Genomic DNA, 24,288 nt, shown 5'->3' with positions numbered 1-24,288 from the left:
CGCTACAAAGTTCCGCGGCGACTTAAAAAACTCCAACCTTCTGAAATTTATAATTTATTAAATAGGTGGCACAGGGTCTGCAATATTACTGGGTAAGAAAAACAAACTGGGCATAGCGGTAGGTCACCAACAAAAACAACATGACCCTCACCCCCACCTGAGCCACAACAAGAACAACAGGGCCAGGTAGAGATAACGGTACTAATAAAAACAACAGGCTTGAGTCTCATTACTTGCTTGCGCAGGCAACACAGGCGCAGCGAACAATAATAAAAGCAGCAAGTGGCCCGATAAGGACGCGACGTACAACGTGACTCGGCATCCTAACAACAACAATAGCTGTCAGTGTGTGCACCCCGGCGCCAATAATAATTCCCCGGGGGGAGAAAAGTTCGCGGTTGGATTATTGTTTTGAATACGAGGCGGTCGGAACTACCGTGCTCCTCACGCCTACCGACTGCGGTGCGTATTCAGGGCGATGTGCCATCATGAAGAAAAATAGCAGCACGGACGCTGATTGATTGCTTGATAGGGGAGGCTCTCTTAGCCTCCCCTTTCCGTGTCTGTCCGCTATAAAACTCGATGCAAAAGGCTGTAAGCATCACGCGCTGGCGTCAAGTGCTTTGCAAGCCGCTCTTTGCAAGCCTTAGAGGGTCGGCTACACTCAGCCATTCGTGGTTTATGTTCAGTATTCGTTTGAAGTGTTTTCTAACGACTATGTTTACGACCATTTTTTCGTACCCTGCGAGTTGAAATCGTCGCATGTTTAAAGGATTTACCCGTTTCCTACACAGCCCGGGGGAGCAATTGAAAACCTTGCTTGATCCCCAAGAGAGCAGCACCAGCGCCCTTACTCCGCGCAACATCCCTCGGTCCGAGCACCCTGTTTCTCGCCAGCATATTAGTGATGCCGCGTTAAAAGTGCTTTATCGCCTTAGCGGTGCCGGTTACGACGCTTATCTAGTAGGCGGCTGCATACGCGATGCGCTGCTTGGCAAGATGCCCAAGGATTTTGACGTCGCCACCAACGCCACTCCCGAACAGGTTCGCGATCTATTTCGTAATTCGCGCCTGATTGGCCGCCGTTTTCGGATTGTCCACGTGCGCTTTGGCCGCGAGGTCATTGAGGTCACCACTTTCCGTGGCAAACCCCAAGACGAGCATGGCGATCACATTGCCCACCAGTCCGATGAAGGGTTACTGCTACGCGACAATGTGTGGGGCAATATTGAAGAGGACGCGCTGCGGCGCGACTTCACCGTTAATGCGCTCTACTACAATATCGCCGATTTCAGCATCACCGACTTTGCCAATGGTGCCGAGGACATTAAGACCCGCACCCTGCGTCTAATTGGCGATCCGGCGACACGTTACCGTGAAGATCCGGTCAGAATGCTACGGGCGGTGCGCTTTGCGGCTAAGCTCGACTTTACGCTAGACCCAGCCACCGAAGCGCCGATGTACGATCAGGCGCCGCTGCTGCTGCAGATCCCTCCTGCACGTCTATTCGATGAAGTCCTCAAGCTGTTTATGTCGGGCCACGGCTTGGTCACCTTCCGGCTCCTTAGCCACTACGGCCTGTTTGGTATGCTGTTCCCAGAGGCCGAAGAAGCCATGGCCGATGCCGCCTGGGCCGAAGATCTGATTGAGCAGGCGCTAACCAACACTGATAAACGTATCGCCGAAGAACGCCCAGTTACCCCGGCCTTTCTATTGGCCGCCTTCTTATGGGCGCCGGTCAAACATCGTCAGGAAGCGCTAGAGCAAGAGGGCATGCCCCCTATTCCCGCCCTGCAAGCAGCGGCTCAGCAGGTGGTCTCTCGTCAGTTAGAGTTCACCTCGATCCCCAAGCGCTTTGGCATTCCCATGCGGGAAATTTGGGAGTTACAGCAGCGTCTGCCCCAACGGCGCGGTAAAAAAGCCTTTCAAACTCGGGAGCACCCGCGCTTCAGGGCCGGCTATGACCTGCTGCTGCTACGCGAACAGGCAGGCGAAATACCCAGTGGTTTAGGCGAGTGGTGGACGGCATTTCAGCGTGGCGATGAGCACGAACAGCGTCGCTTACTGCAAAAAGTGGGTGGCGACCCCGCCAGCCAGGGTGATCGTCGTCGCAAACGTCGCCGTAAGCCGAGTGCGCCGGAGTAGTGGGCACAGCACAACTCGCCTACATTGGCATAGGCAGCAATCTTGAGGCGCCGATTGAGCAGGTTCGCGAGGCCCTCAGTGAACTGGCGACGCTACCACTGAGTGGATTGGTAGCAGCCTCATCGCTCTACGCCAGCCGCCCTGTGGGGCCCCAGGATCAGCCGGACTTTATCAACGCCGTAGCGGCGCTGGAGACACGCCTCTCGCCACTGGCACTGCTTGATCAGCTTCAGGCGTTAGAACAGCAGCATCGCCGCCGCCGCCAGCGCCACTGGGGGCCACGTACCCTCGACCTGGATCTACTGCTCTACGCCGACGACGCTATCGACACGCCTCGGCTACGCGTCCCCCACCCGCAAATGACTGCCCGGGCCTTTGTGTTGCTCCCCCTCACAGAGATCGCACCCTCGCTCATGCTTCTCCAACAGCCGCTATCCCTATGGCTTCAACGTGTTGAGGATCAAGGCTTGGAGCGCCTCCCCAACGCCTAGTGTGCGGCTAACGCTACCTTTTGACACAAATCTCGACACCGACACCCCATTCAGGTAACAATCACCGGTTAAGCCACTTCGCGAATGCAGGGATGCAGCATCAATAATGGTCGGCTGCCTATGTCGCAGCGGCCTCACGTAAAACATGAGAGCACGCCATGAAAACCGTCACCCTAAGCACGCTGCAGGCCTATAAGCAGGCTGGCGAGACGTTCAGTTGCCTAACCGCTTACGATGCCTCCTTTGCCCACGCGGCAAGTCAGGCGGGCATTGATGTCCTGCTGGTCGGTGATTCGCTGGGCATGGTGCTACAGGGCCACAGCAGCACCCTCCCCGTCACCATTGACGACATTGTTTACCACACCCGCTGCGCGGCGCGTGGCAAAGGCCATAGCCTGCTAATGGTGGATCTGCCGTTTATGAGCAACGCCACCACCGAGCGCCTGCTGGAAGATGCCGGTGCCGTGATGCGCGCAGGAGCGGAGCTGGTCAAGCTGGAAGGCGAAGCGTGGATGGCCGATGGCATCCGTGAACTCACCCGTCGCGGTGTACCGGTGTGCGCCCACCTGGGGTTAACCCCACAAACCGTGCACCAGTTGGGGGGCTATAAAGTGCAAGGCCGCGATGCCGCTCACGCCGAGCGAATCATCAACGACGCCAAAGTTTTAGTCGAGGCAGGCGCTTCAGTGATTCTGCTTGAGTGCGTCCCTGCCAGCCTGGGCAGAGCGGTCACCGAAGCGCTGGATGTGCCGGTGATTGGCATTGGCGCAGGGCCGGATACCGATGGCCAGATTCTGGTGATGCACGATGTACTCGGCATCACCCATGGCCGCACGCCGCGCTTTGTGAAAAACTTTATGGTCGACGCCGACAGCATTCAAGCGGCTTTCCAGCACTACCATGAAGCCGTCAAAACCCGCGCCTTCCCGGCTCAAGAGCACTGCTTTTAAAGTCCAGCGTTTAAAGTCCAGTTTTAAAGCTCTGTCTTGAAAAACTGGTTTCTTTTAAGACAGCTCGACTATCGCCCATTTTTTGTTATTGACACGAAACGACTATGCGCACTTTGCGAGATATTGATCAGCTACGCAGCACGCTTCGAGATTACCGCCAACGCGGCCAGCGTATTGCCCTGGTGCCCACCATGGGCAACCTCCACGCAGGCCACCTAGCGCTGGTCGCCTGCGCGCGACAGCACGCCGATATCGTGGTCGCAAGCCTGTTCGTCAATCCGATGCAGTTTGGCCCAGGCGAAGACTTAGACGGCTACCCGCGTACCTTTGATGCCGATCAAGCGCAGCTTATCGAGGCTGGCTGCGACGTACTGTTCGCCCCGGCGGTAAGCTCGCTCTACCCTAATGGCTTGGACGCCCAGACCCGCGTACATGTGCCCGTGGTAGGCGAAGGGCTGTGCGGCGGCTCACGCCCCGGCCATTTCGACGGTGTCTCCACCGTGGTCAGCATGCTGTTTAATCTGGTACAGCCAGATATCGCCTGCTTTGGGGAGAAGGATTACCAGCAGTTGGCGGTGATTCGCAAGCTGGTGTGCGACCTGCACATGCCTATCGAGATTATCGGCGTGCCCATCGTGCGCGCAGAAGATGGCTTGGCACTGTCATCACGCAACGGCTATTTAAGTAGCGAGGAGCGTGCAGTCGCCCCTGCGCTTTATCGCACGCTGTGTACGCTTCGCGATGCGTTAGCGCGCGGAGAGCCTATCGAAAAGGTACTACACCAGGGCCACACCGCGCTGTATGATGCGGGCTTTACGCTGGACTACCTGGAACTTCGCGATGCCACGCTAGGCCCCGTTAACCTAGCCACTCGCCAAGCGGTACTGTTAGCCGCCGCCAAGCTGGGCCCGGCGCGATTAATCGACAACCTCACTGTTCAACTCCCGGCCAGCGCTGACACTACAGTCAGAGAATAAATAAACAAACAACGGGTAACAATAGGAACTCACATGCATACCATCATGCTCAAAGCCAAGCTGCACATGGCACGCGTTACTCACGCGGTACTCAACTACGAAGGCTCCTGCGCCATCGACGGCGACCTGCTGGATATGGCGGGCATTCGTGAAAATGAGCAGATTCAGATTTACAACGTCGAGAACGGCGAGCGCTTCACCACTTACGCTATCCGCGGTGAGGAAGGCTCCAAACTTATCTCGATTAACGGCGCAGCGGCTCATCTTGCAGCGCCGGGCCACCGGATCATTATCTGCAGCTATGCCCACTACTCTGAAGCCGAACTGGAAAATCACCAGCCTGCGCTGGTGTATCTACAGGAAGGCAATCATGTCAGCCACACCAGCAATATTATTCCGGTGCAGCTAGCCTAATCTTAGCGCCTCTAACGCTTTCTCCTGACGGGCCACATGTTGGCCCGTTTTTATTTGCCTATAAATGCGTATTGCCGCAATGCATCACCTTCCCCTATGCTGAAGAGACGGCTGACAGAGTACGAATAAAAGAGTACGGCTGACAGAGCACGCCTATCGGGCATCTGGCATCAGACTGTCTGTTAATTACTTCAGGAGTCATTTTATGCAAGAAGTAGTCATTGTTGCGGCACGCCGCACCGCTGTGGGCGCTTTCGGTGGATCCCTAGCAGGTATTCCCGCGAGCGACCTGGGCGCCTTGGTAATCAAAGATATACTCGCCTCCACCGGCGTTTCTCCCGATCAAGTTGACGAAGTACTGCTGGGCCAGGTGCTCACCGCGGGCGTAGGCCAGAATCCGGCGCGCCAAGCGGCTATCAAAGGTGGCCTACCGGACTCGGTACCGGCCATGACCATCAACAAAGTGTGTGGCTCAGGCCTTAAAGCGCTGCATCTCGCGACTCAGGCCATTCGCTGCGGCGATGCCGAGCTGATTCTGGCCGGTGGCCAGGAGAATATGTCCGCCTCGCCCCACGTACTGCCCAACTCCCGCAACGGCCAGCGCATGGGCGATTGGAAGGCGATTGATTCCATGGTGCACGACGGCCTGTGGGATGCGTTCAACAACTACCATATGGGCATTACTGCCGAGAACCTCGCTGAGAAGTACGGCATTACTCGCGAAGCGATGGATGAGTTCGCCGCGGCATCACAGCAGAAAGCCGCTGCCGCCATCAAAGAAGGCAGGTTCAAAGGCCAGATCGTGCCGGTGGAAATTCCCCAGCGCAAAGGCGATCCGGTGGTATTCGACACCGACGAAAACCCCCGGGAAGTTACCGCGGAGAAGCTTGGCGGCATGCGCCCTGCGTTTAAGAAAGACGGTACCGTTACCGCCGGTAATGCCTCGGCGCTCAACGACGGCGCGGCAGTGGTGATGCTCTGCTCCGCCGAAAAAGCCAAGCAGTTGGGGCTAGAGCCGCTGGCACGCATCGCCGCTTACTCCAACGCAGGCGTTGACCCTGCCATTATGGGTATCGGCCCCGCACCGGCGACCCGCCGTTGCTTGGAAAAAGCCGGCTGGAGCCTGGATGACCTGGATCTGGTGGAAGCCAATGAAGCGTTTGCCGCTCAAGCGCTATCCGTCAATAAAGAGCTCGGTTGGGACACCTCTAAAGTGAACGTCAACGGCGGCGCGATTGCCCTAGGCCACCCCATTGGTGCCTCCGGCTGCCGCGTACTGGTCACGCTGCTCCACGAAATGATCGCCCGCGACGCCAAGAAAGGTCTTGCGACGCTGTGTATCGGTGGTGGTCAAGGTGTTGCGCTGGCGATTGAGCGTCCTTGATTATTGTCTGAGGTAACGCTAAACCAATGCCCCCGCTGCTTACGGGGGCATTTTTTTGTGCCTATTGGCTCAACGCGTTTTCTGGCCAACGACCTTGGCTGGCGTACTTAGCACTAGCAGCATCCCCAGTAGAAACAAGCCCGATGCAGCCCACATGGCGATAGGCAGGCTGGTGCCATCGACGATGCGCCCGCCGACCATCGCCCCCAGGCCAATGGACATATTGAAGGTAAACGCCATCAACGCCGTGGCGGCTTCGGTATTGGGTGCGGTGCGCAGAATCCAGGTTTGGATACTCACCGATACGCTGCCGAACACGGCACCCCACACCATAAGCAGCATTACGCCACTGCTCGGCTGCACACCCAGCAGCGGGAACACGGCCACTACGATGAGCAGCAGGCTGGGAATCGCCAGCACTGCGCGGTAGGGGTGTCGCCCGGCGAACATACCCGCCGCAATATTGCCCACAATGCCTGCCGCCCCGTAAAGCAGCAGCAGACTGCTCACATGGCGTTGGGAAATACCGCTGATCTCTTGCAGGATGGGGCTAATAAAGGTGTAGGCAGCAAAGTGGCCAACCACCACAAAAGCCGTGGTTAACACCGCCACCCGCACCCCGCGATTGCTAAACTGCTGCGCGAGCACTCGGAGTCGCACCGGCTCCCGTGGTGGTAACGGCGGCAGCCAAAACCAAAGCGCCACTGCCGTTAACAGGCTAAAACCACCCAGCGCACCAAAGGCGACTCGCCAGTTGCTGAGATCCCCCAGCAGCGTGCCCAGTGGCACACCCAGCACCGAGGCCGCCGCGACGCCACCAAAAATCATCGTCATCGCTTTTGGTACCTGAGCCTCCGGCACTAGCCGCGGGGCAATACTGCCCGCCACCGCCCAAAACCCACCAATGCTAAGCCCCACCAGCACACGGGCGGCAAGCAACAGGATAAAGCTGCTGGCCAATGCCGAGAGCAGACTCCCGGCCACCATCACGACCATCAATACCGTGAGCATAATGCGCCGGTCCAGGCGCCCCACCGCTACCGGCAGCAGCGGGGCTGAAAAGGCAGCGACCACACCGGGCACAGTGACCATTAAGCCTGCCATGCCTGGGGTAACGCCCATGCTAGATGCCACCTGGGAAAGCAACCCTATCGGCAGTTGCTCAGCGGTTACCAGTAAAAAAATGCCGATCATCACGGCGACCACCGCCCACCAGCGCGGTGCTTGTTGCTGCTCCATCTGCTGCTCCCTGACTGTCTAAATCCCGGCGAACAAAGCGATACCTAATCACAAAACAATTCTTTGCTAAAATAGTATCTAGTAAAAAAGTGCTTTGCTAAAACGGTACCTAGCAAAAACAACGCCCCCGCAGCCAGAGGCTACGAGGGCGGTATCAGAAACCTAGCTTGCGATTTAAATCGTCGCTTCGGTTTCCGCTGCTTCCGCGGCAAACGCGGCTTTCTCTTCTTCGGTGATCTCTTTCATCGACAGCTTCACGCGGTTGCGGTTGTCGATATCCAGTACCTTCACAATCACGTCATCGCCTTCGTTCAAGAAGTCGCGCACGTTGTTAACGCGTTCGGCAACGATCTGCGAGATGTGTACCAGGCCATCGGTACCCGGCATGATATTAACGAACGCACCGAAGTCAGCAATGCGTACCACTTTACCCATATACAGCTTGCCGATTTCCGCTTCAGCGGTAATCGCCAGTACGGTGTCGATGGCGCGCTTGGCGGCGGCTTTATCTTCCGCGTAGATACGCACGGTGCCATCGTCGTCGAGGTCAATAGAGGCGCCGGTGTCTTCGCAGATTTTGCGAATGGTTGCACCACCTTTACCAATCACGTCGCGGATTTTGTCCGGATCGATTTTGATCGTTGCCATGGACGGCGCGTTGTCCGAGACATCGCTACGGCTCTGGCTGATCACGACATTCATCTGCTCGAGAATACTCAGCCGCGCAGTCAGTGCTTGCTGCAGCGCGAGCTCCATAATCTCTTCGTTGATGCCTTCGATCTTGATATCCATCTGCAGGGCGGTAATGCCCTCTTCGGAACCGGCAACTTTAAAGTCCATATCGCCAAGGTGATCTTCGTCACCCAGGATATCGGTCAAGACGGCAAAGCCATCGGCGTCTTTCACCAGGCCCATGGCAATACCAGCGACCGGTGCTTTCAACGGCACGCCCGCGTCCATCAGCGCAAGCGAAGAGCCACACACAGAAGCCATGGAGCTTGAGCCATTGGACTCGGTAATTTCCGACACCACACGAATGGTGTAAGGGAAAGTGTCTTCGGATGGCAGCATCGCCTGGACGCCACGACGCGCCAAGCGGCCGTGACCGATTTCACGACGTTTCGGGCCGCCCATAAAGCCCGCTTCGCCTACTGAGAAAGGAGGGAAGTTGTAGTGCAGCATAAAGCGGTCTTTACGCTCGCCTTCCAGGGACTCGATCAGTTGGGAATCACGCAGGGTACCCAGCGTCGCCACGGCAATCGCTTGGGTCTCACCACGGGTAAAGATAGCGGAACCGTGCGCTTTCGGCAGCACACCGACTTCGATGGCCAGCGGGCGAACGGTCTGGTTGTCACGACCATCAATACGCGGCTCGCCTTTGACAACCCGTGAACGCACTACGCGTTTTTCCAAACCCGCAAAAGCACCTTTCACGTCGTCGCGACTGAATTTGTCATTAACCGGCTCGCCTTCGTCGGCTGCCAGCTGTCCAATCGCCTGCTCTTTCAACTCAGCCAGTGCATCCTGGCGCTGCATTTTGTCGGTGATGCGGTAAGCATCGCCCACTTTCGCTTCAAAGGCGTCGGCCATGGCGGTTTTGAGCGCCTGGTTCTCTTCGGCGGCCTGCCACTCCCAGCGTGGCTTGCCCGCTTCAGCAACCAGTTCATTGATGGCGCTGATCGCGACCTGCATCTCCTGGTGACCGAATAGTACGGCGCCCAGCATTTCGTCTTCCAGCAGCTCTTTGGCTTCAGACTCAACCATCAGCACGGCTTTTTCAGTACCGGCGACGACCATGTCCAGCTCAGAGGTGGCCAGTTCTTCAACCGTTGGGTTGAGGAAGTAGCCTTTCTCTTCGTTAAAACCAACGCGGGCTGCGCCAATCGGGCCACTAAACGGCACGCCAGAGATGCTCAGCGCCGCGGAGGTGCCAAGTAAAGCAGCGATATCCGGATCGTGGTTACGGTCGGTGGAGAGAACGGTACAGACAACCTGCACTTCGTTCATAAAGCCTTTGGGAAATAGCGGACGAATCGGGCGGTCAATCAGCCGCGAGGTCAGCGTCTCTTTCTCAGTGGGACGACCTTCGCGCTTAAAGAAGCCGCCAGGAATCTTGCCCACTGCGTAGGTTTTCTCTTGGTAGTGTACCGAGAGGGGGAAAAAGGGTTGGCTCGGATTTGCCTCTTTACGAGCCACAACGGTACACAGCACGACGGTGTCATCCATGGTAACCATGACAGCGCCCGTGGCCTGGCGAGCAATACGCCCGGTTTCTAGCGTGACGGTGCTACGACCGTACTGGAACGTTTTCTTTACCGGATTCACAGCGACTTCCTTCAGCATTATCAATATCTACTTGTCTATTCGTTTAGGTCGTTTTGACTCGTTACCATTCTAGGCGCTGGAGCGCGATAGGGCTACCAGTTCCCTCAATGGTGAATGCGAAACATAAAAAAACGGGCAGCCCTATGGGAGCTGCCCGTTTCTAATCGTTGCCGTTAACGCTTAACGACGCAGACCTAAACGCTGAATCAGAGACTGATAGCGTTCGAAATCTTTACGCTTTAGGTAGTCCAGCAGCTTACGACGCTGGTTAACCATGCGGATCAGACCACGACGAGAGTGGTGATCCTGTTTGTTGGTCTTGAAGTGATCCTGCAGGCCATTGATGTTGGCGCTCAGCAGGGCAACCTGCACTTCAGGGGAACCGGTATCGTTATCGCCGCGGCCGTATTCAGTGACGATCTCGGCCTTCTTCTCAGCGGTTAAAGCCATCTGTCTCTCCAGTAAGCAATATGCCTAAAAATGAATGGTTGAGACCACGCATATTTGCAGTCTCAGGCTACTATTTTCGCGTAGATGGTCGCTTCCTTGCAACGTATCTCACGAGATAGCGACAGTACTTAACAGTCGCTTAGGCGCCACTTCCTGAGCACCTTTCACTACGCCAAGGCCGATAAACGTCTCGGCGTAATAAAGTCGGGCTACTTCGTCCGGGGCTAATGCGCCGGTTTCGAGAGCAGCGGGCTGGCCATGGGCCAAACGAGAATGGGCGGTGTCGTCTACCGTCAGTAACGGCAAATGGTCTACCAACACATCCACGGGCATAAGCTCAGCTTCCAGCGCCGCTTGGTCGCTCAATGCTTCCAAAGCCTCTAGCGTCCACATCGCGTCGGCTAAAAAAGGCCCCGTTTTGAGCCTTCTTAGTTGACTGATGTGCGCGCCACAGCCAAGCGCTTGGCCAATATCTTCGGCTAACGTGCGAATGTAAGTGCCTTTACTGCAGCTTACTTCCAACTCGAAAGCAGTGCCTTCAAACGATAGCAGGCGCGCATCATACACGCTTACGCGCCGGGCTGCACGCTCTACCTGTTTGCCTTCACGGGCCAACTCGTAAAGTTTTTTGCCGTTATGCTTTAAGGCCGAGTACATGGGCGGCACTTGGTCAATCTCACCGCGAAAACGGCTGAGCACAGCTTCCACGTCATCGACGCTTAGGCTGGGAACCGCATGCTGCTCCATCACCGTACCTTCCGCATCGCCGGTATCGGTGATCACCCCGAGTTCAACCCGGGTACGGTACACCTTGTCGGCTTCCAGCAAGTGCGACGAGAACTTGGTGGCTTCGCCCAGGCAAATCGGCAATAAGCCGGTTGCCATCGGGTCTAGCGTGCCGGTGTGGCCGGCTTTTTGCGCCTGGAACAGCCGACGAACACGCTGCAGGGCATGGTTGCTGGAAAGTCCCTTGGGCTTATCCAGCAGCAGTACGCCATTAACCGGCAAACCGCGACGTTGACGCGCCACTAGCGACTTTCCTCACTCTGCTCGGCATCGCTGTCACCCTCATCGTCTTGATAGCGTGCACGATCCGTCGTAACCGCCTCATCAATCAATGAAGAGAGTTGCTGACCGCGCACCACGCTTTCATCGAAATGAAAACGCAGCTCCGGTACATGGCGTAGCTTGATGCGCTTGGCAATCTGGCTTCTTAGAAAACCTGCGGCGCGCTTCAGCACCTGCAGATTCTCTTTAATACGCTCGGGCTCTTGCTCACCCAACAGCGTGACATAGACATCAGAGTAGCCAAGATCACGGCTAACGGTGACACCGCTGACCGTGACCATGCCTAAACGTGGGTCTTTCACTTCGCGTTGGATCAATACCGCCAGCTCCTTTTGGAGCTGGTCGGCTACCCGGTCGGTACGCTTGAATTCGCGCATGTTTAGCTCCTCGCAGCCTTACAGGCTACGCTCGACCTTCACTTGGTCGAAGACTTCGATCTTATCGCCGACTTGGACATCGTTGTAGTTCTTCACGCCGATGCCACACTCCATGCCGTTGCGCACTTCCTGCACATCGTCTTTGAAGCGGCGCAGCGATTCGAGCTCGCCTTCGTAGATCACCACGTCGTCACGCAGTACGCGGATCTTCTTATTACGATGCACGCTGCCTTCGATGACCATACAGCCAGCGATGGCACCAATCTTCGGCGCACGGAAGACGTCACGTACTTCGGCCACACCAACGATCTCTTCTTTCCACTCAGGTGCGAGCATACCGCTCATCGCCTGTTTGACCTCGTCGATCAGCTGGTAAATAACGCTGTAGTAGCGCAGATCCAAGCCTTCACGCTCGATGATCTCACGGGCAGCGGCATCGGCACGGACGTTAAAGCCGACCACGATGGCTTCAGAAGCAAGCGCCAAGTTGGCATCGGTACCGGTGATACCACCGACACCCGAAGAGACCACGGCCACTTCCACTTCACCGGTGGAGAGCTCTTCCAGGGCACCTTTGATCGCTTCCAGCGAGCCTTGCACGTCGGCTTTGAGGACGATGTTGACCTTGGCCACTTCGTCTTGGCCCATCTGGCTGAACATGTTCTCCAGCTTGGCCTTCTGCTGACGCGCCAGGCGCACTTCGCGGTACTTGCCTTGACGGAAGTTAGCCACTTCGCGGGCTTTCTTCTCGTCGGCCACGACCATAAAGTCATCACCGGCGTCCGGCGTACCGCCCAAGCCTTGAATCTCGACCGGCATAGCCGGGCCAACCTCGTCTACTTGCTGGGCAAGTTCGTTGGTCAGCGCACGCACGCGGCCGTAGTGCAGGCCTGCCAGGACGATATCGCCTTTTTTCAGCGTACCGTTCTGAACCAGCACGGTAGCGACCGGGCCACGGCCTTTATCAAGACGCGATTCAACCACTACGCCTTTACCGGGCGCAGACGGAACGGCCTTAAGCTCAAGCACTTCAGAGACGAGTTGGATCGCTTCCAACAGCTCTTCGATACCTTCACCGGTTTTGGCGGAAACGTGAACAAACTGGGTGTCACCGCCCCACTCTTCCGAGATCACGCCGTGCTGCGAAAGCTCGTTCTTGATGCGGTCAAGATCGATGCCATCTTTATCGATCTTGTTGACCGCTACCACCATGGGTACTTCAGCGGCTTTAGAGTGCTCAATCGCTTCAATGGTTTGCGGCATCACGCCATCATCGGCAGCCACAACCAGAATTACCACGTCGGTAGCCTTGGCACCGCGGGCACGCATGGCGGTAAACGCCGCGTGGCCTGGGGTATCCAGGAAGGTCACGCCACCGTGGTTATCTTCCACGTGGTAGGCACCGATATGCTGGGTAATACCACCGGCTTCACCGGTGGCCACCTTCGCCTTACGGATATAATCCAGCAGCGAGGTTTTACCGTGGTCAACGTGACCCATCACCGTCACAACCGGTGAGCGGGTAATCTCTTCGCCTTCGTAAGAAATGCCTTCGAGCATTTCCGTTTCCAGCGCGTCGTCTTTTACCAGCTTCGGCGTATGGCCCATCTCTTCCACCACGATCGCAGCGGTATCCTGATCGATGGTTTGGTTGATGGTCACCGCGGCGCCCATGTTAAACATGGCCTTGATGACTTCGTTGGCCTTGATCGACATCTTGTCGGCCAATTCCGCTACGCTGATCGACTCAGGGATCGATACTTCACGCACGATGGGCTGAGTTGGCTTCTGGAAAGCGTGTTTGCCATTGCCACTCTGACTGCCACCACGGCGACCACCGCGACGCTGCTCGGCACGTTTCACCTTCTTCCCGCCACCGCGTTTGCGCTCTTCGCGATCACCACGATCTTCATCGTCGCGACGACCTTTGTTCTTCGCTGCCGTCTTCTTCGGCGGAGCGGTACGACGGTCAGTGCGGCCCTCTTTCGGCGGCGCTGGCGGCATATCGTCACCGGAAGGCGTGTCGTCGATCTCAAGATCGGGCACGGAGATATCATCCGGCGCTGCAGGCGCTTTTTCAGCTTTTGGCTTGGTCTCAGCCGGCTTCTTAGCGGCTGCCTCTTTCTTGACCGCCGCCTCTTCAGCCTCCTTAGCTGCCTGGGCCTTCTGCGCAGCCGCTTTTTCTTCGGCTGCACGCGCATCGGTTACTTTACGCTCTGCTTCGGCTTCCGCCATATCGCCCACTAGCTGGCGCGGGCCGGTGTAGCTAGGCTCCGGCGCTTTCGGCTTTTCATCTTCAGCGCTTTTGACGTAAGTCTTTTTCTTACGTACCTGCACTTCAATGGTTTTACCGCGCTCGCCGGTATTGATACGGCTACGGGTTTTGCGCGTCAGCGTGATGCGGTTTTTGCCCGCGTCAGCGGTGTCGCTACCACCGTGGCTCTTCTTCAAAAAACTCAGCAGCTTCTGCTTATCTTCTTCAGACACGGCATCACTTTCAGAAGCATGCTTTAAACCTGCTTCTTTCATTTGCTCTAGTAGGCGGGGCACATCACGGCCCACCTTTCCTGCGAAATCTTTAACTGTCATATCTGACATATTGACCCTCCTCAGCCCGTGACCTGTTTACTGTGTGTTCGAATCCGATGCGTCATCGACTTCAAACCAGGGCGCACGGGCAGTCATGATCAGTGCCGCTGCGCGCGCTTCGTCCAACTCCTCGATATCGACCAGATCGTCGACAGACTGCTCGGCGAGATCTTCCATAGTGACAATGCCGCGGCTGGCGAGAATGAAGGCCAGGTGGCGCTCCATACCATCCATCTCCAGCAGATCAGCTGCTGGCTGGGCACCATCTAGCGCTTCTTCCGAGGCAATGGCCATCGTCAGCAGCTCGTCTTTCGCCCGTGCGCGAAGCGCTTCGACTAAATCTTCATCGAACTCTTCGATTTCGAGCATCTCTTCCATCGGCACGTAGGCGACTTCTTCCAGGGTAGTGAACCCCTCTTCCACCAACAGGCGAGCGACATCTTCATCCACATCAAGGTGCTGGATAAAAGAGTCCACCAGGCTATCAATCTCTTGATCGCGTTTAGACTCCGCTTCCTCTTCGGTCATGACATTAATTCGCCAGCCGGTAAGCTCAGAAGCCAAACGCACGTTCTGCCCGCTCCGACCAATGGCCTGAGCAAGGTTGTCTTGCGCCACCGCCACATCCATTGCGTGGGCGTCTTCGTCCACAAGGATAGACCCAACATCGGCAGGTGCCATGGCGTTAATCACCAATTGTGCAGGGTTGTCGTCCCACAGCACGATATCGACACGTTCGTTTTGCAGCTCCGAAGAGACCGCTTGAACGCGCGAACCGCGCATACCCACGCAGGCACCCACAGGATCGATGCGGCGATCGTTGGTTTTTACCGCAATTTTGGCCCGTGAGCCGGGGTCACGCGCAGCACCTTTGATCTCAATCAACTGCTCGGCGATCTCTGGCACTTCAATTTTGAACAGCTCGATGATCAGCTCGGGGCACGTCCGCGACAGCTGAAGCTGGGCACCGCGTGCGTCTGGATCCACTTTGACCAACAGGGCACGTACCCGCTCGTTCATGCGGTAACGCTCGCCGTGAATCATTTCATTGCGCGGCAGGAACGCCTCAGCGTTTTCGCCCAAATCAATGATCAGGCCATCACGGGTGGTCTTTTTAACGATGCCCGCAACCAGCTCGCCTTCGCGATCAGCATATTGGCGCACTACTTCAGCCCGCTCAGCTTCGCGCACTTTCTGTACGATGACCTGCTTGGCGGTTTGTGCAGCGATACGGCCAAACGAGGCATTTTCGATGCTTTTTTCCACCACATCGCCCAATTTCAGCGGTGGATCGCGCTGTTCGGCAATGCTCTGTTTAATTTCGTAATCTGGCGTTTCGAATTCGTCATCTTCCACCACCGTCCAGGTGCGGAAGGTTTCGTATTCGCCAGTGCGACGGTCAATATGCACGCGCACATTGGCTTCTTCTCTTTCAAAACGCTTGCGTGACGCGCTCGCAAGAGCGGCTTCTACCGCCTCGAAGATGACATCACGCGGGACGCCCTTCTCATTGGAGATCGCGTCAACGACCATTAAAATTTCTTTACTCATGCGTATGCCTCGCCAGAAAACCTATCCTTATGTGCATCACCCCGGCAGCCTGCCGGCAGCGCCGCCACTCGGTCAATCGTCGAACTGCGGTACAATGTGAGCAGAATCAATACTCTCAATTGGAAAGCAGTACTCTTCGCCATCCAGTTGCAGGAGCACTTCATCCCCCTCTACACCGACCAAAAGGCCCTGATACTTGCGCCGCCCGTCAAAGGCAGTGCGCAGTTTCAGCGCGACGTGATGACCTTGAAAGCGGGAAAACTGATCCAGGGAATACAAGGGGCGTGCCATACCGGGCGAAGAGACTTCCAACCGGTACTCACCGGCAATGGGGTCTTCTACATCCATAACGGCACTGACTTGGCGACTAATATCTGCGCAGTCTTCCACGCTGACGCCACTCTCGCGCTCAATATAGATCACCAGACGCGAATTTTTGCCCTGGGAAAGATGCTCAATGCCCCATAGCTCAAAGCCCATGGCAGCAACAACAGGTTCTATCAGCGCGTGAAGCGCAGCGTGTTTAGTGGCCACAGACAAAGCTCCTATAGCCGTTGCATCAGGCACCTGGCCAGGAGTTATTAGATAAGCTAGGTGGCTGATTGGCGTTACTCGGGAATGTGTCTCCGCTTTTCCGGACGACATCCGCTATTAAGGTGTTCGTGCTAACGATATTTTTACCAACAAGGCGGCGCCAATAGAACCGCGCACAAGCGCACTTGCTAGTCAAAAGCTGCTAACAAAAAGCCCCTTCACTGGAAGGGGCTTTTTGAAAGAAACCTTGTGTACCATTTCTTAAGTACTACTTCCAGTACCGTCTTAGCAACATGCAGCAGGCTGCGCCTGAAACGACTGTTATTTTCTATATAGCTTCAAAATAACAATCTAGAACACGTTACTAGAAAATGGTAGCGGGGACCGGATTTGAACCGATGACCTTCGGGTTATGAGCCCGACGAGCTACCAGACTGCTCCACCCCGCATCAATCTAGGTCGACGATAATAGACACAAACACTACTTACGTCAAGAACTTCTTGGTTCAAGCTGTCTTTTTCGCTTCAGGTGCCAAACGTGGCATTCTGGTAACAAAAGAAACATTCTGGGAAGCTGGTAACCAGCAAAACAGATGGTGCCGAAGGCGGGACTTGAACCCGCACGACCATACGGTCACTACCCCCTCAAGATAGCGTGTCTACCAATTCCACCACTTCGGCAACAGGGGAGGCTAAAAAACAGACAGCTACTTACTCGCCGCTTTCCTCTAGCACTGGCGCGGCATTATCCACGTCTGCAGGCCTGTCGTCAAGCGTTGGAACGCTTTGCTGTTGCTCGATCAGACGCGAGTCGGGAATCCCGGCTTCCGGCGCTTGGCCTGCCTGGGTAGCAAAATAAGCCAACGCCATCGAGGTGACGAAAAAGCCCGCCGCCAGCACAGCCGTCGTGCGCGACAAAAAGTTACCGCTACCCCGCGAACCAAATACCGTTTGTGAAGCCCCGCCTCCGAAGGCAGCACCGGCCTCGGCACCTTTACCCTGCTGAAGCAGAATGAGTACCACCAGGGCGACCGCAATCACCACATGGATCATAAGAATTGCAACTTGCATGGCGTTATCCTGCTGACTGACAAATGGCATAAAAATCATCGATCTTGAGTGAGGCTCCGCCCACTAGACCGCCGTCGATATCTGGCTGAGCGAGCAGCTCAGCCGCATTGCTTGCGTTCATGCTGCCACCGTAAAGCAAGCGCAGTTGTTCAGCGAGCCCCGTATCGAAGCCCGCTTGGTAGGCACGGATGCCTGCCATCACTTCCTGGGCCTGCTCAGGGCTCGCGGTACGCCCAGTGCCAATGGCCCAAACGGGCTCGTAGGCAATCACGACCTGCTTGCGCTGATCGGGCTCTAGGCGAGACATTACATACCCCACTTGACGAAGCACCACATCCATCGTGCGGCCTGCGTCGCGCTCCTCTAGAGACTCTCCTACACAAAGGATCGGCTTGAGATCAACACTTAAGGCTGCCAAAAGGCGCGCTAAGATTTGTTCATCGCCCTCTTTATAGAGCTGGCGTCGCTCGGAGTGCCCCACCAACACGTAAGAGACCGCAAACTCTTTTAGCATGCGACCGCTGACTTCACCGGTATGCGCCCCAGAGTGAATGGGATTCAATGTTTGTGCGCCTAACGACAGCACCGTACCTTCAAACGCATGGCGCGCCGCATCCAAATAGGGAAACGGCGGAATAATAACCACATCCACGTTCGTTGGCGATACGGCGGCAGAGAAGGCCTGGCCGAACTCATTGATCAACGCCACGGAACCATTCATTTTCCAGTTACCGGCAATTAAAGGCGTACGCATCGACTCTCCTCACTCAAGGTGGAGCGAAATGGTATAGGAGCGGCCTTGTCAAGACAACCGCTGTTATGCTTACAGGTTGGGTTTACCCAACCTGTTTACTAAACTTATTTACTAAACCTGCTGACGGAACCGGTTTTCTGTGCTGACGGGTGGGGCGAAGCTAGTTAAGCAGTGCCTGCACCTGGTCAGCCAAGGTGCGCGCCAATTGATCGACATCTAAATGGGCGCGTCCTTCCACCATCACACGGATGAGAGGCTCAGTACCTGACGGGCGCAGCAACACGCGGCCCTCATCGCCTAGCTCATGCTCTAACGCAGCTACCGCCTGCTGAAGTGGCGCAGATGCCATCACTTCCTTGGCGCTAGTGCCCGCGGGCAAACGCACATTAACCAGCGCCTGAGGTACTTTTTCCAGCTCTTTTAACAGTGTCGGCAGACTCTTCTGCTCGCGCATCATTAGCGCCAGTACCTGCAGCGCAGAGACGACCCCGTCGCCGGTGGTCTGCACATGGCCACAGACAATATGCCCCGACGACTCTCCGCCTAACTCCCAACCATTAGCGGCCATACGCTCCATCACAAAGCGGTCACCTACTTTAGCGCGCTCAAAGGGGATTCCCAGTTTTTCCAGCGCCATCGATAGGCCAAAGTTTGACATCAGGGTGCCCACCACGCCGCCTTGAAGCAAACCACGCTCGTGGCGATCACGGGCAATCAGGTAGAGAATATCGTCGCCGTCCACTTCACGCCCGTCGCCGTCTACCAGCAACACACGGTCGCCATCGCCATCAAAGGCAATCCCCAAATCAGCATTTTGCTGAATAACGGCGGCACGCAGAGTCGCGGGATGCGTTGAGCCCACCTGCTGGTTAATATTTAACCCGTCAGGCGCAGAACCAATGGTCGTGACATCCGCCCCCAGCTCGCGAAACACATTGGGTGCGATATGGTAAGTAGCGCCGTGAGCACAATCCAGAACGATTTTGAGCCCGTGAAGGCTAAGCCGATCGGGCAGTGTCGATTTGCAAAACTCGATGTAGCGGCCCGCGGCGTCGTCGATACGGGTTGCCTTACCCAACTGAGCGGCCTCCGCCGTGGTCAACGGCGCCTCCAGCATCGCTTCAATGCGATCTTCCGTCTCATCAGGGAGCTTCTTACCCTCGGCAGAGAAGAACTTAATGCCGTTATCATCAAAGGGGTTATGGGACGCCGAAATGACGATACCCGCATCGGCACGGAAGGTGCGCGTTAAATAGGCAATACCCGGCGTGGGCATTGGCCCTAGCAGTGAGACATCAACGCCCGCTGCCGAGAGCCCCGCCTCTAGGGCGGACTCGAACATATAGCCGGAGATCCGCGTGTCTTTGCCGATCAGCACCCGCGTTCGCCCTTTATCCCGGCGCAGCACCTGTCCCGCCGCCCAGCCCAATTTGAGCATAAAGTCGGCGGTAATCGGCGTTTTTCCCACCGTCCCACGAATGCCATCTGTCCCAAAATAGCGCCTTGTCATGCGTCAAACTCCTTGTTAAGCGGCGGCTCGCAGCCTTCTTGTAGTACCGCCCACGCCATATTGACTGCGTCGACCGTTGCAGCCACGTCATGCACGCGCAAAATATTTGCCCCACGCTCAACCGCCATGGCAGCGAGCGCCAGACCACCAGAGAGACGCTCCTCCACTGGGCGGCCCAACACTTTTCCAATCATACTTTTGCGTGACATACCCACTAGCACCGGGAGCTCCAGCGATTGCAGAGACTCCATGTATTTGAGTAAGCGTAGATTGTGTTCAACGGTTTTGCCGAAGCCAAAACCAGGGTCAATCAATAGACGATTGCGGCGAAGACCGGCCGCCTCGCACTCGTCAACCCGACGGGCCAAATACGCCGCCACTTCATCCTCAATCGGACACTGATAAGCGGGGGCCTGCTGCATATCCTGAGGTTCGCCCTGGCGATGCATCAAGCAGACAGGCAAGCCACTCCCTACTGCGGCCAGCAGGGCTCCTTCGCGCTCTAATGCGCGGACATCGTTAATCATACCCGCGCCCAGCTCGCTCGCCTCGCGTATCACCGTCGGGCAACTGGTATCTACCGACACCAACGCATCCAGCTCGCGCACCAGAACTTCCACTACCGGCGCTACCCGATCCAACTCCTCCTGGGAACTAACCGGGGTAGCCCCAGGGCGGGTTGACTCGCCACCAACGTCTATCATTGCCGCCCCTTCAGCCAGCATTCGCTCGGCGTGGCGCAGCGCGTCATCCAGCGCCACATGCTGCCCACCATCGGAGAAGGAGTCAGGGGTCACATTAAGAATACCCATTACACGGGGAAAGGAGAGATCCAACAGATGGCGTCCGCAACGCAGCTGGAACGCGCTTTCTGCGCTTCGTGCCGAGGACGTGTCCAGAATTGATTTCATGCTGCAGCCTGATCAAGAAAAGAAACATTGCAGTGATGTGTACACAGCATACCAAAAAAGGCGCCCCATGACGGGGCGCCTTTTCTCATAGGGGATGACTGGCGGTTATGGGCCAGCAGGGCCGCCTAGTGGGTCTGAGGGGCGGCGACGTGGCTCGTCGTCATCCTCTTCGCCATCACCACCTCCAGAAGCATCGCTGCCTGAGGTGCTAGAGGCGTCGTCTTCGGCCTTTGTCTTCTGCTTATCATCATTAACGGGCGTACCACCACCGGATGAGTCACCGTCGTCCCAGCCTTCCGGCGGGCGCGGTTCGCGGCCTTCCATGATGTCCTTCAACTGCGCGGCATCAATGGTCTCGTACTTCATCAGCGCTTCGGCCATGGCATCCAGCTTATCGCGATTATCGGTCAGGATCTGGCGCGCCTGCTCGTAGCAATCGTCGATAATTTTGCGCACTTCCTTATCAAGACGCGTCGTGGTGTCACCCGACTTCATCTTGCCGCCACCCTGGCCGGGGCCACCGAGGAACTGATGCGACTCGTCCTCGTCGTACATGATCGGCCCCATTTCCTCCGACAAGCCCCACTTGGCGACCATGTTGTGGGCCAGCTCAGTAGCGCGCTTAATGTCGTTAGAGGCACCCGTGGTCACACCGTTCGGGCCTAGCGTCATCTCTTCGGCAATACGGCCGCCAAACAGCGAGCAGATTTGCCCCAGGATTTGCTGACGGGAGAGGCTGTAGCGATCCTCTTCCGGCAGGAACATGGTGACCCCCAAGGCGCGGCCGCGGGGAATAATCGTGACTTTATAGACCGGATCATGGGAAGGCACGACCAGACCGATAATGGCGTGGCCTGACTCATGATAAGCCGTATTGAGCTTCTCTTTATCGGTCATGACCATCGATTTGCGCTCAGCGCCCATCATGATCTTGTCCTTGGCGAGCTCTAGCTCTTCCATGGTGACCAAGCGCTTGTTACGGCGTGCGGCAAACAGAGCGGCTTCGTTAACCAGGTTAGCCAAGTCAGCGCCGGAGAACCCCGGTGTACCACGTGCAATCAGCTGCGGTTTTACATCATCACCCAGCGGCACTTTACGCAGGTGAACACCCAGAATATGTTCACGACCACGAATGTCCGGCAAGCCGACGGTGACCTGACGGTCAAAACGGCCAGGGCGCATCAAGGCAGGGTCAAGCACATCCGGACGGTTGGTCGCGGCGATAACAATGACGCCTTCGTTGGCTTCAAAACCATCCATTTCAACCAGCAACTGGTTCAACGTCTGCTCGCGCTCGTCGTTACCGCCACCCATGCCAGCACCGCGTGAGCGGCCTACCGCATCGATTTCGTCGATAAAGATAATGCACGGCGCCTGCTTCTTGGCCTGCTCGAACATGTCGCGCACACGGGATGCACCAACACCGACAAACATTTCAACGAAGTCAGAACCCGAAATAGAGAAAAACGGCACTTTCGCTTCACCGGCAATGGATTTTGCCAGCAGCGTTTTACCAGTACCCGGAGGGCCTACCATCAACACGCCACGGGGAATCGTGCCGCCCAGACGCTGAAACTTGGTCGGGTCACGCAGGAAGTCGACCAACTCTTCGACTTCCTCTTTGGCTTCATCACAGCCCGCCACGTCGGCGAAGGTTGTTTTGATCTGATCCTGAGAGAGTAGCTTGGCCTTCGATTTACCAAAGCTCATCGGGCCGCCTTTACCACCACCGGCACCGCCCTGCATTTGGCGCATGAAGAACATAAAGATGCCCAAAATCAGCAGAATCGGGAAGCTGGCGATAAGCAGCCGCGTCCAGATACTTTGCTGTTCTGGCTCTTTGCCCACTACCGTCACATTGTTGCTCAGCAGGTCATCCATCAGCTTCGGATCTTCCGCCGCAGGGCGGATGGTCTGAAACTGAGAGCCGTCCGTGCGCTCACCACGGATGGTATAGCCATCAATGGTCACGCTACGTACCTGCTGATTTTGCACCTGCTGCACAAACTGAGAGTAGTTTGTGTTTTGCGGTGCGCTTTCCGTACTGAAATTATTGAACACTGTCAGTAGGACGGCCGCGATGACCAACCACAGAATCAGGTTCTTCGCCATATCGTTCAAGGGGCTACCCTCATTACAAGAATCTGTCAGTTAAACGCTGATGCGTCATAAAGCCTTCTACCCATAAGCTTAGTATTAAGACATTACATCAACATCAAGCGTTCAACCATTGCCAAAGCGTCTTATGCCTCGGGCCATCTGCGTCACGCGCACTTATGGCGACTAATGTGACACACGTTGCGCATGCCTGTCTGGCAATCGCGCCGATAAATCTTGGCTATGAACCACGCGGGCAGTGTCTGCCCTCAAGACCCGTTTCAAACACCGTCTTGAGAATCGTCACCCGCGAAACCCTTCAGCCAGAAAATAGACCTCACGGGAACGCGCCCGGGAGGCATCTGGCTTGCGAGTCACCACTTTACTAAAGCTGCCGCGCAGCTCTTTCAAATAGGCGTCAAACCCTTCCCCCTGGAACACTTTAGCTAAAAACCGACCACCAGGTGACAACGTTTCGCGCGCGAGTTCTAACGCTAGCTCCACTAAGTACATCGCCTGAGGCTGATCAATCGCTGCCATGCCACTCATATTGGGGGCCATATCCGACATCACAAGGTCTACCCGGCGATTATCCAGGCGTTTTAGTATCGCCTCTAGCACCGTCTCTTCAGTGAAATCACCTTGAATAAAGTCCACACCTGCTAGCGCATCCATCTCCAGGATATCAGAGGCAATCACCACCCCTTTAGGCCCTACCCTCTCTGCCGCAATTTGGCTCCACCCGCCGGGGGCGGCGCCCAGATCAATCACCGTCATACCAGGGCGCAGCAGTTTATCTTTTTCATCCAGCTCAATCAGCTTATAACTGGCTCGGGAGCGGTAGCCATCTTGCCAGCTCTGCTTCACGTACTGGTCGTCAAAATGCTCCTTCTTCCAGTTATTGCTGGTCTTACTGACGGAATGTTTTCGGTTCGGGGGCTTTTGCTGCATGTGGGAATCTAACACTGGAATAAGAGATGGGCGCATTCACGCGATCGCTTTCACTCGGTGGCGTTTCACCGTAAGATGGAGCGTTAAGCGCTAACCGGGATACCGCAAGATACCATGAGCTTGTCACAGGCACAAAAGAAAGCATTTCGTAGCATTGGCCACCATCTTAACCCAGTGGTCACCGTTTCTGAGAACGGCGTCTCCGAAAATTTGCTCGCAGAACTCAACCGCGCACTCACCGATCACGAACTGATCAAAGTGAAACTCGCCCTTCCTGAGCGTGATGATCGCGCGGCCATAATAGCCGAACTGATCGCCAACAGCCGCGCAGACCTGGTGCAAACCATTGGCAAAATGGCACTGCTCTATCGCAGAAACCCGCAGGTGAACCCGAAGCTCTCTAACGTTACCCGCTTCGAGAACCACCACGGCAGGCATTAACCGTTAATCTGCACTCACTTAAGACACGCACTTAAGGTGCGCACTTAAAATAGAGCGCC

The 24,288-nt window shown here is 56.2% G+C and carries 21 protein-coding genes and 2 tRNA genes; 7 read left to right on the top strand and 16 right to left on the bottom strand.

Annotated features, from left to right (window positions below):
* Positions 1-762 precede the first annotated feature (762 nt).
* The 6 genes from pcnB to ACFIOZ_RS01825 all read left to right on the top strand — a co-directional run bounded on the left by pcnB (position 763) and on the right by ACFIOZ_RS01825 (position 6,361).
* Positions 763-2,145 (top strand): polynucleotide adenylyltransferase PcnB, encoded by a 1,383-nt coding sequence (gene pcnB, locus ACFIOZ_RS01850; RefSeq protein WP_211594920.1) that lies wholly within the window; start codon positions 763-765, stop codon positions 2,143-2,145.
* Positions 2,145-2,636: a 2-amino-4-hydroxy-6-hydroxymethyldihydropteridine diphosphokinase gene (folK, locus tag ACFIOZ_RS01845; RefSeq protein ID WP_386081851.1), complete on the top strand. Its 492-nt coding sequence runs from the start codon at positions 2,145-2,147 to the stop codon at positions 2,634-2,636. Before pcnB ends, folK begins: the two co-directional genes overlap by 1 nt.
* A 158-nt stretch (positions 2,637-2,794) precedes the next feature.
* A complete protein-coding gene (gene panB, locus ACFIOZ_RS01840) occupies positions 2,795-3,586 on the top strand; it encodes a 3-methyl-2-oxobutanoate hydroxymethyltransferase (protein ID WP_386081849.1) in 792 nt (263 codons plus the stop codon).
* A gap of 104 nt (positions 3,587-3,690) precedes the next feature.
* Positions 3,691-4,563, top strand: a complete 873-nt coding sequence (panC, locus tag ACFIOZ_RS01835; protein ID WP_386081847.1) for a pantoate--beta-alanine ligase — start codon at positions 3,691-3,693, stop codon at positions 4,561-4,563.
* A 33-nt stretch (positions 4,564-4,596) separates the two neighbouring features.
* The gene (gene panD, locus ACFIOZ_RS01830; protein WP_007111819.1) at positions 4,597-4,977 is read left to right on the top strand and encodes an aspartate 1-decarboxylase; all 381 of its coding nucleotides are present in this window, start codon (positions 4,597-4,599) and stop codon (positions 4,975-4,977) included.
* A gap of 205 nt (positions 4,978-5,182) precedes the next feature.
* Positions 5,183-6,361 (top strand): acetyl-CoA C-acetyltransferase, encoded by a 1,179-nt coding sequence (locus ACFIOZ_RS01825; protein ID WP_386081845.1) that lies wholly within the window; start codon positions 5,183-5,185, stop codon positions 6,359-6,361.
* A 69-nt stretch (positions 6,362-6,430) separates the two neighbouring features.
* Here ACFIOZ_RS01825 and ACFIOZ_RS01820 read toward each other — a convergent pair whose 3' ends face one another.
* The 16 genes from ACFIOZ_RS01820 to rlmE form a co-directional block, all read right to left on the bottom strand.
* Positions 6,431-7,555, bottom strand: coding sequence for an MFS transporter (locus tag ACFIOZ_RS01820; RefSeq protein WP_386083975.1), 1,125 nt, complete (start codon positions 7,553-7,555; stop codon positions 6,431-6,433).
* Positions 7,556-7,774: 219 nt separating this feature from the next.
* Positions 7,775-9,943: a polyribonucleotide nucleotidyltransferase gene (gene pnp, locus ACFIOZ_RS01815; protein WP_386081844.1), complete on the bottom strand. Its 2,169-nt coding sequence runs from the start codon at positions 9,941-9,943 to the stop codon at positions 7,775-7,777.
* A gap of 162 nt (positions 9,944-10,105) precedes the next feature.
* Positions 10,106-10,375, bottom strand: coding sequence for a 30S ribosomal protein S15 (rpsO, locus tag ACFIOZ_RS01810; protein ID WP_007111823.1), 270 nt, complete (start codon positions 10,373-10,375; stop codon positions 10,106-10,108).
* 108 nt (positions 10,376-10,483) lie between these two features.
* Positions 10,484-11,404, bottom strand: coding sequence for a tRNA pseudouridine(55) synthase TruB (gene truB, locus ACFIOZ_RS01805; protein ID WP_386081842.1), 921 nt, complete (start codon positions 11,402-11,404; stop codon positions 10,484-10,486).
* Positions 11,404-11,820, bottom strand: a complete 417-nt coding sequence (rbfA, locus tag ACFIOZ_RS01800) for a 30S ribosome-binding factor RbfA (protein WP_386081841.1) — start codon at positions 11,818-11,820, stop codon at positions 11,404-11,406. The genes truB and rbfA overlap by 1 nt, the downstream gene beginning before the upstream one ends.
* Before the next feature lie 18 nt (positions 11,821-11,838).
* Positions 11,839-14,418, bottom strand: coding sequence for a translation initiation factor IF-2 (infB, locus tag ACFIOZ_RS01795; RefSeq protein WP_386081839.1), 2,580 nt, complete (start codon positions 14,416-14,418; stop codon positions 11,839-11,841).
* A gap of 27 nt (positions 14,419-14,445) precedes the next feature.
* Positions 14,446-15,960 (bottom strand): transcription termination factor NusA, encoded by a 1,515-nt coding sequence (gene nusA, locus ACFIOZ_RS01790; RefSeq protein WP_386081837.1) that lies wholly within the window; start codon positions 15,958-15,960, stop codon positions 14,446-14,448.
* A gap of 72 nt (positions 15,961-16,032) precedes the next feature.
* Positions 16,033-16,494: a ribosome maturation factor RimP gene (gene rimP / locus ACFIOZ_RS01785; RefSeq protein WP_226250341.1), complete on the bottom strand. Its 462-nt coding sequence runs from the start codon at positions 16,492-16,494 to the stop codon at positions 16,033-16,035.
* A gap of 372 nt (positions 16,495-16,866) precedes the next feature.
* Positions 16,867-16,943: transfer RNA gene (locus ACFIOZ_RS01780), tRNA-Met, on the bottom strand.
* A gap of 145 nt (positions 16,944-17,088) precedes the next feature.
* A tRNA-Leu gene (locus ACFIOZ_RS01775) sits at positions 17,089-17,175 on the bottom strand.
* A 30-nt stretch (positions 17,176-17,205) separates the two neighbouring features.
* Positions 17,206-17,565 carry a preprotein translocase subunit SecG gene (gene secG, locus ACFIOZ_RS01770; protein WP_386081835.1) on the bottom strand — a complete coding sequence of 120 codons (360 nt, stop codon included), beginning with the start codon at positions 17,563-17,565 and terminating at the stop codon, positions 17,206-17,208.
* 4 nt (positions 17,566-17,569) lie between these two features.
* On the bottom strand, positions 17,570-18,319 hold the full coding sequence (tpiA, locus tag ACFIOZ_RS01765; protein ID WP_386081834.1) for a triose-phosphate isomerase: 750 nt from the start codon (positions 18,317-18,319) through the stop codon (positions 17,570-17,572).
* Between the two features lie 160 nt (positions 18,320-18,479).
* Entirely contained in the window at positions 18,480-19,829 is a 1,350-nt protein-coding gene (glmM, locus tag ACFIOZ_RS01760) for a phosphoglucosamine mutase (protein ID WP_386081832.1), read from the bottom strand.
* A complete protein-coding gene (folP, locus tag ACFIOZ_RS01755; RefSeq protein WP_386081830.1) occupies positions 19,826-20,740 on the bottom strand; it encodes a dihydropteroate synthase in 915 nt (304 codons plus the stop codon). Before folP ends, glmM begins: the two co-directional genes overlap by 4 nt.
* 105 nt (positions 20,741-20,845) lie before the next feature.
* Complete coding sequence (gene ftsH / locus ACFIOZ_RS01750) at positions 20,846-22,861, bottom strand: ATP-dependent zinc metalloprotease FtsH (RefSeq protein WP_265154227.1); 2,016 nt, start codon at positions 22,859-22,861, stop codon at positions 20,846-20,848.
* 279 nt (positions 22,862-23,140) lie between these two features.
* Entirely contained in the window at positions 23,141-23,788 is a 648-nt protein-coding gene (gene rlmE / locus ACFIOZ_RS01745; RefSeq protein ID WP_386081828.1) for a 23S rRNA (uridine(2552)-2'-O)-methyltransferase RlmE, read from the bottom strand.
* 114 nt (positions 23,789-23,902) lie between these two features.
* On the opposite strand from rlmE, the gene yhbY reads away from it, so the two are divergent.
* Positions 23,903-24,229 (top strand): ribosome assembly RNA-binding protein YhbY, encoded by a 327-nt coding sequence (gene yhbY, locus ACFIOZ_RS01740; protein WP_308338590.1) that lies wholly within the window; start codon positions 23,903-23,905, stop codon positions 24,227-24,229.
* Positions 24,230-24,288 lie beyond the last annotated feature (59 nt).

This window comes from Vreelandella sp. F11 (genome assembly GCF_042466685.1).
Taxonomy (GTDB): Bacteria; Pseudomonadota; Gammaproteobacteria; order Pseudomonadales; family Halomonadaceae; genus Vreelandella.
The sequence above is the reverse complement of the archived record's forward strand: the minus strand, read 5'-3'. Positions and strand labels throughout refer to the sequence as shown.

What these genes read in the sequence shown, in the direction of transcription:
- pcnB (WP_211594920.1), top strand. Translation starts at nt 763, where the DNA reads ATGTTTAAAGGATTTACCCGTTTCCTACACAGCCCGGGGGAGCAATTG.
- panB (WP_386081849.1), top strand. Translation starts at nt 2,795, where the DNA reads ATGAAAACCGTCACCCTAAGCACGCTGCAGGCCTATAAGCAGGCTGGC.
- panC (WP_386081847.1), top strand. Translation starts at nt 3,691, where the DNA reads ATGCGCACTTTGCGAGATATTGATCAGCTACGCAGCACGCTTCGAGAT.
- panD (WP_007111819.1), top strand. Translation starts at nt 4,597, where the DNA reads ATGCATACCATCATGCTCAAAGCCAAGCTGCACATGGCACGCGTTACT.
- ACFIOZ_RS01825 (WP_386081845.1), top strand. Translation starts at nt 5,183, where the DNA reads ATGCAAGAAGTAGTCATTGTTGCGGCACGCCGCACCGCTGTGGGCGCT.
- ACFIOZ_RS01820 (WP_386083975.1), bottom strand. Translation starts at nt 7,555, where the DNA reads ATGATCGGCATTTTTTTACTGGTAACCGCTGAGCAACTGCCGATAGGG.
- pnp (WP_386081844.1), bottom strand. Translation starts at nt 9,943, where the DNA reads ATGCTGAAGGAAGTCGCTGTGAATCCGGTAAAGAAAACGTTCCAGTAC.
- rpsO (WP_007111823.1), bottom strand. Translation starts at nt 10,375, where the DNA reads ATGGCTTTAACCGCTGAGAAGAAGGCCGAGATCGTCACTGAATACGGC.
- rbfA (WP_386081841.1), bottom strand. Translation starts at nt 11,820, where the DNA reads ATGCGCGAATTCAAGCGTACCGACCGGGTAGCCGACCAGCTCCAAAAG.
- infB (WP_386081839.1), bottom strand. Translation starts at nt 14,418, where the DNA reads ATGTCAGATATGACAGTTAAAGATTTCGCAGGAAAGGTGGGCCGTGAT.
- nusA (WP_386081837.1), bottom strand. Translation starts at nt 15,960, where the DNA reads ATGAGTAAAGAAATTTTAATGGTCGTTGACGCGATCTCCAATGAGAAG.
- secG (WP_386081835.1), bottom strand. Translation starts at nt 17,565, where the DNA reads ATGCAAGTTGCAATTCTTATGATCCATGTGGTGATTGCGGTCGCCCTG.
- tpiA (WP_386081834.1), bottom strand. Translation starts at nt 18,319, where the DNA reads ATGCGTACGCCTTTAATTGCCGGTAACTGGAAAATGAATGGTTCCGTG.
- glmM (WP_386081832.1), bottom strand. Translation starts at nt 19,829, where the DNA reads ATGACAAGGCGCTATTTTGGGACAGATGGCATTCGTGGGACGGTGGGA.
- folP (WP_386081830.1), bottom strand. Translation starts at nt 20,740, where the DNA reads ATGAAATCAATTCTGGACACGTCCTCGGCACGAAGCGCAGAAAGCGCG.
- rlmE (WP_386081828.1), bottom strand. Translation starts at nt 23,788, where the DNA reads ATGCAGCAAAAGCCCCCGAACCGAAAACATTCCGTCAGTAAGACCAGC.
- yhbY (WP_308338590.1), top strand. Translation starts at nt 23,903, where the DNA reads ATGAGCTTGTCACAGGCACAAAAGAAAGCATTTCGTAGCATTGGCCAC.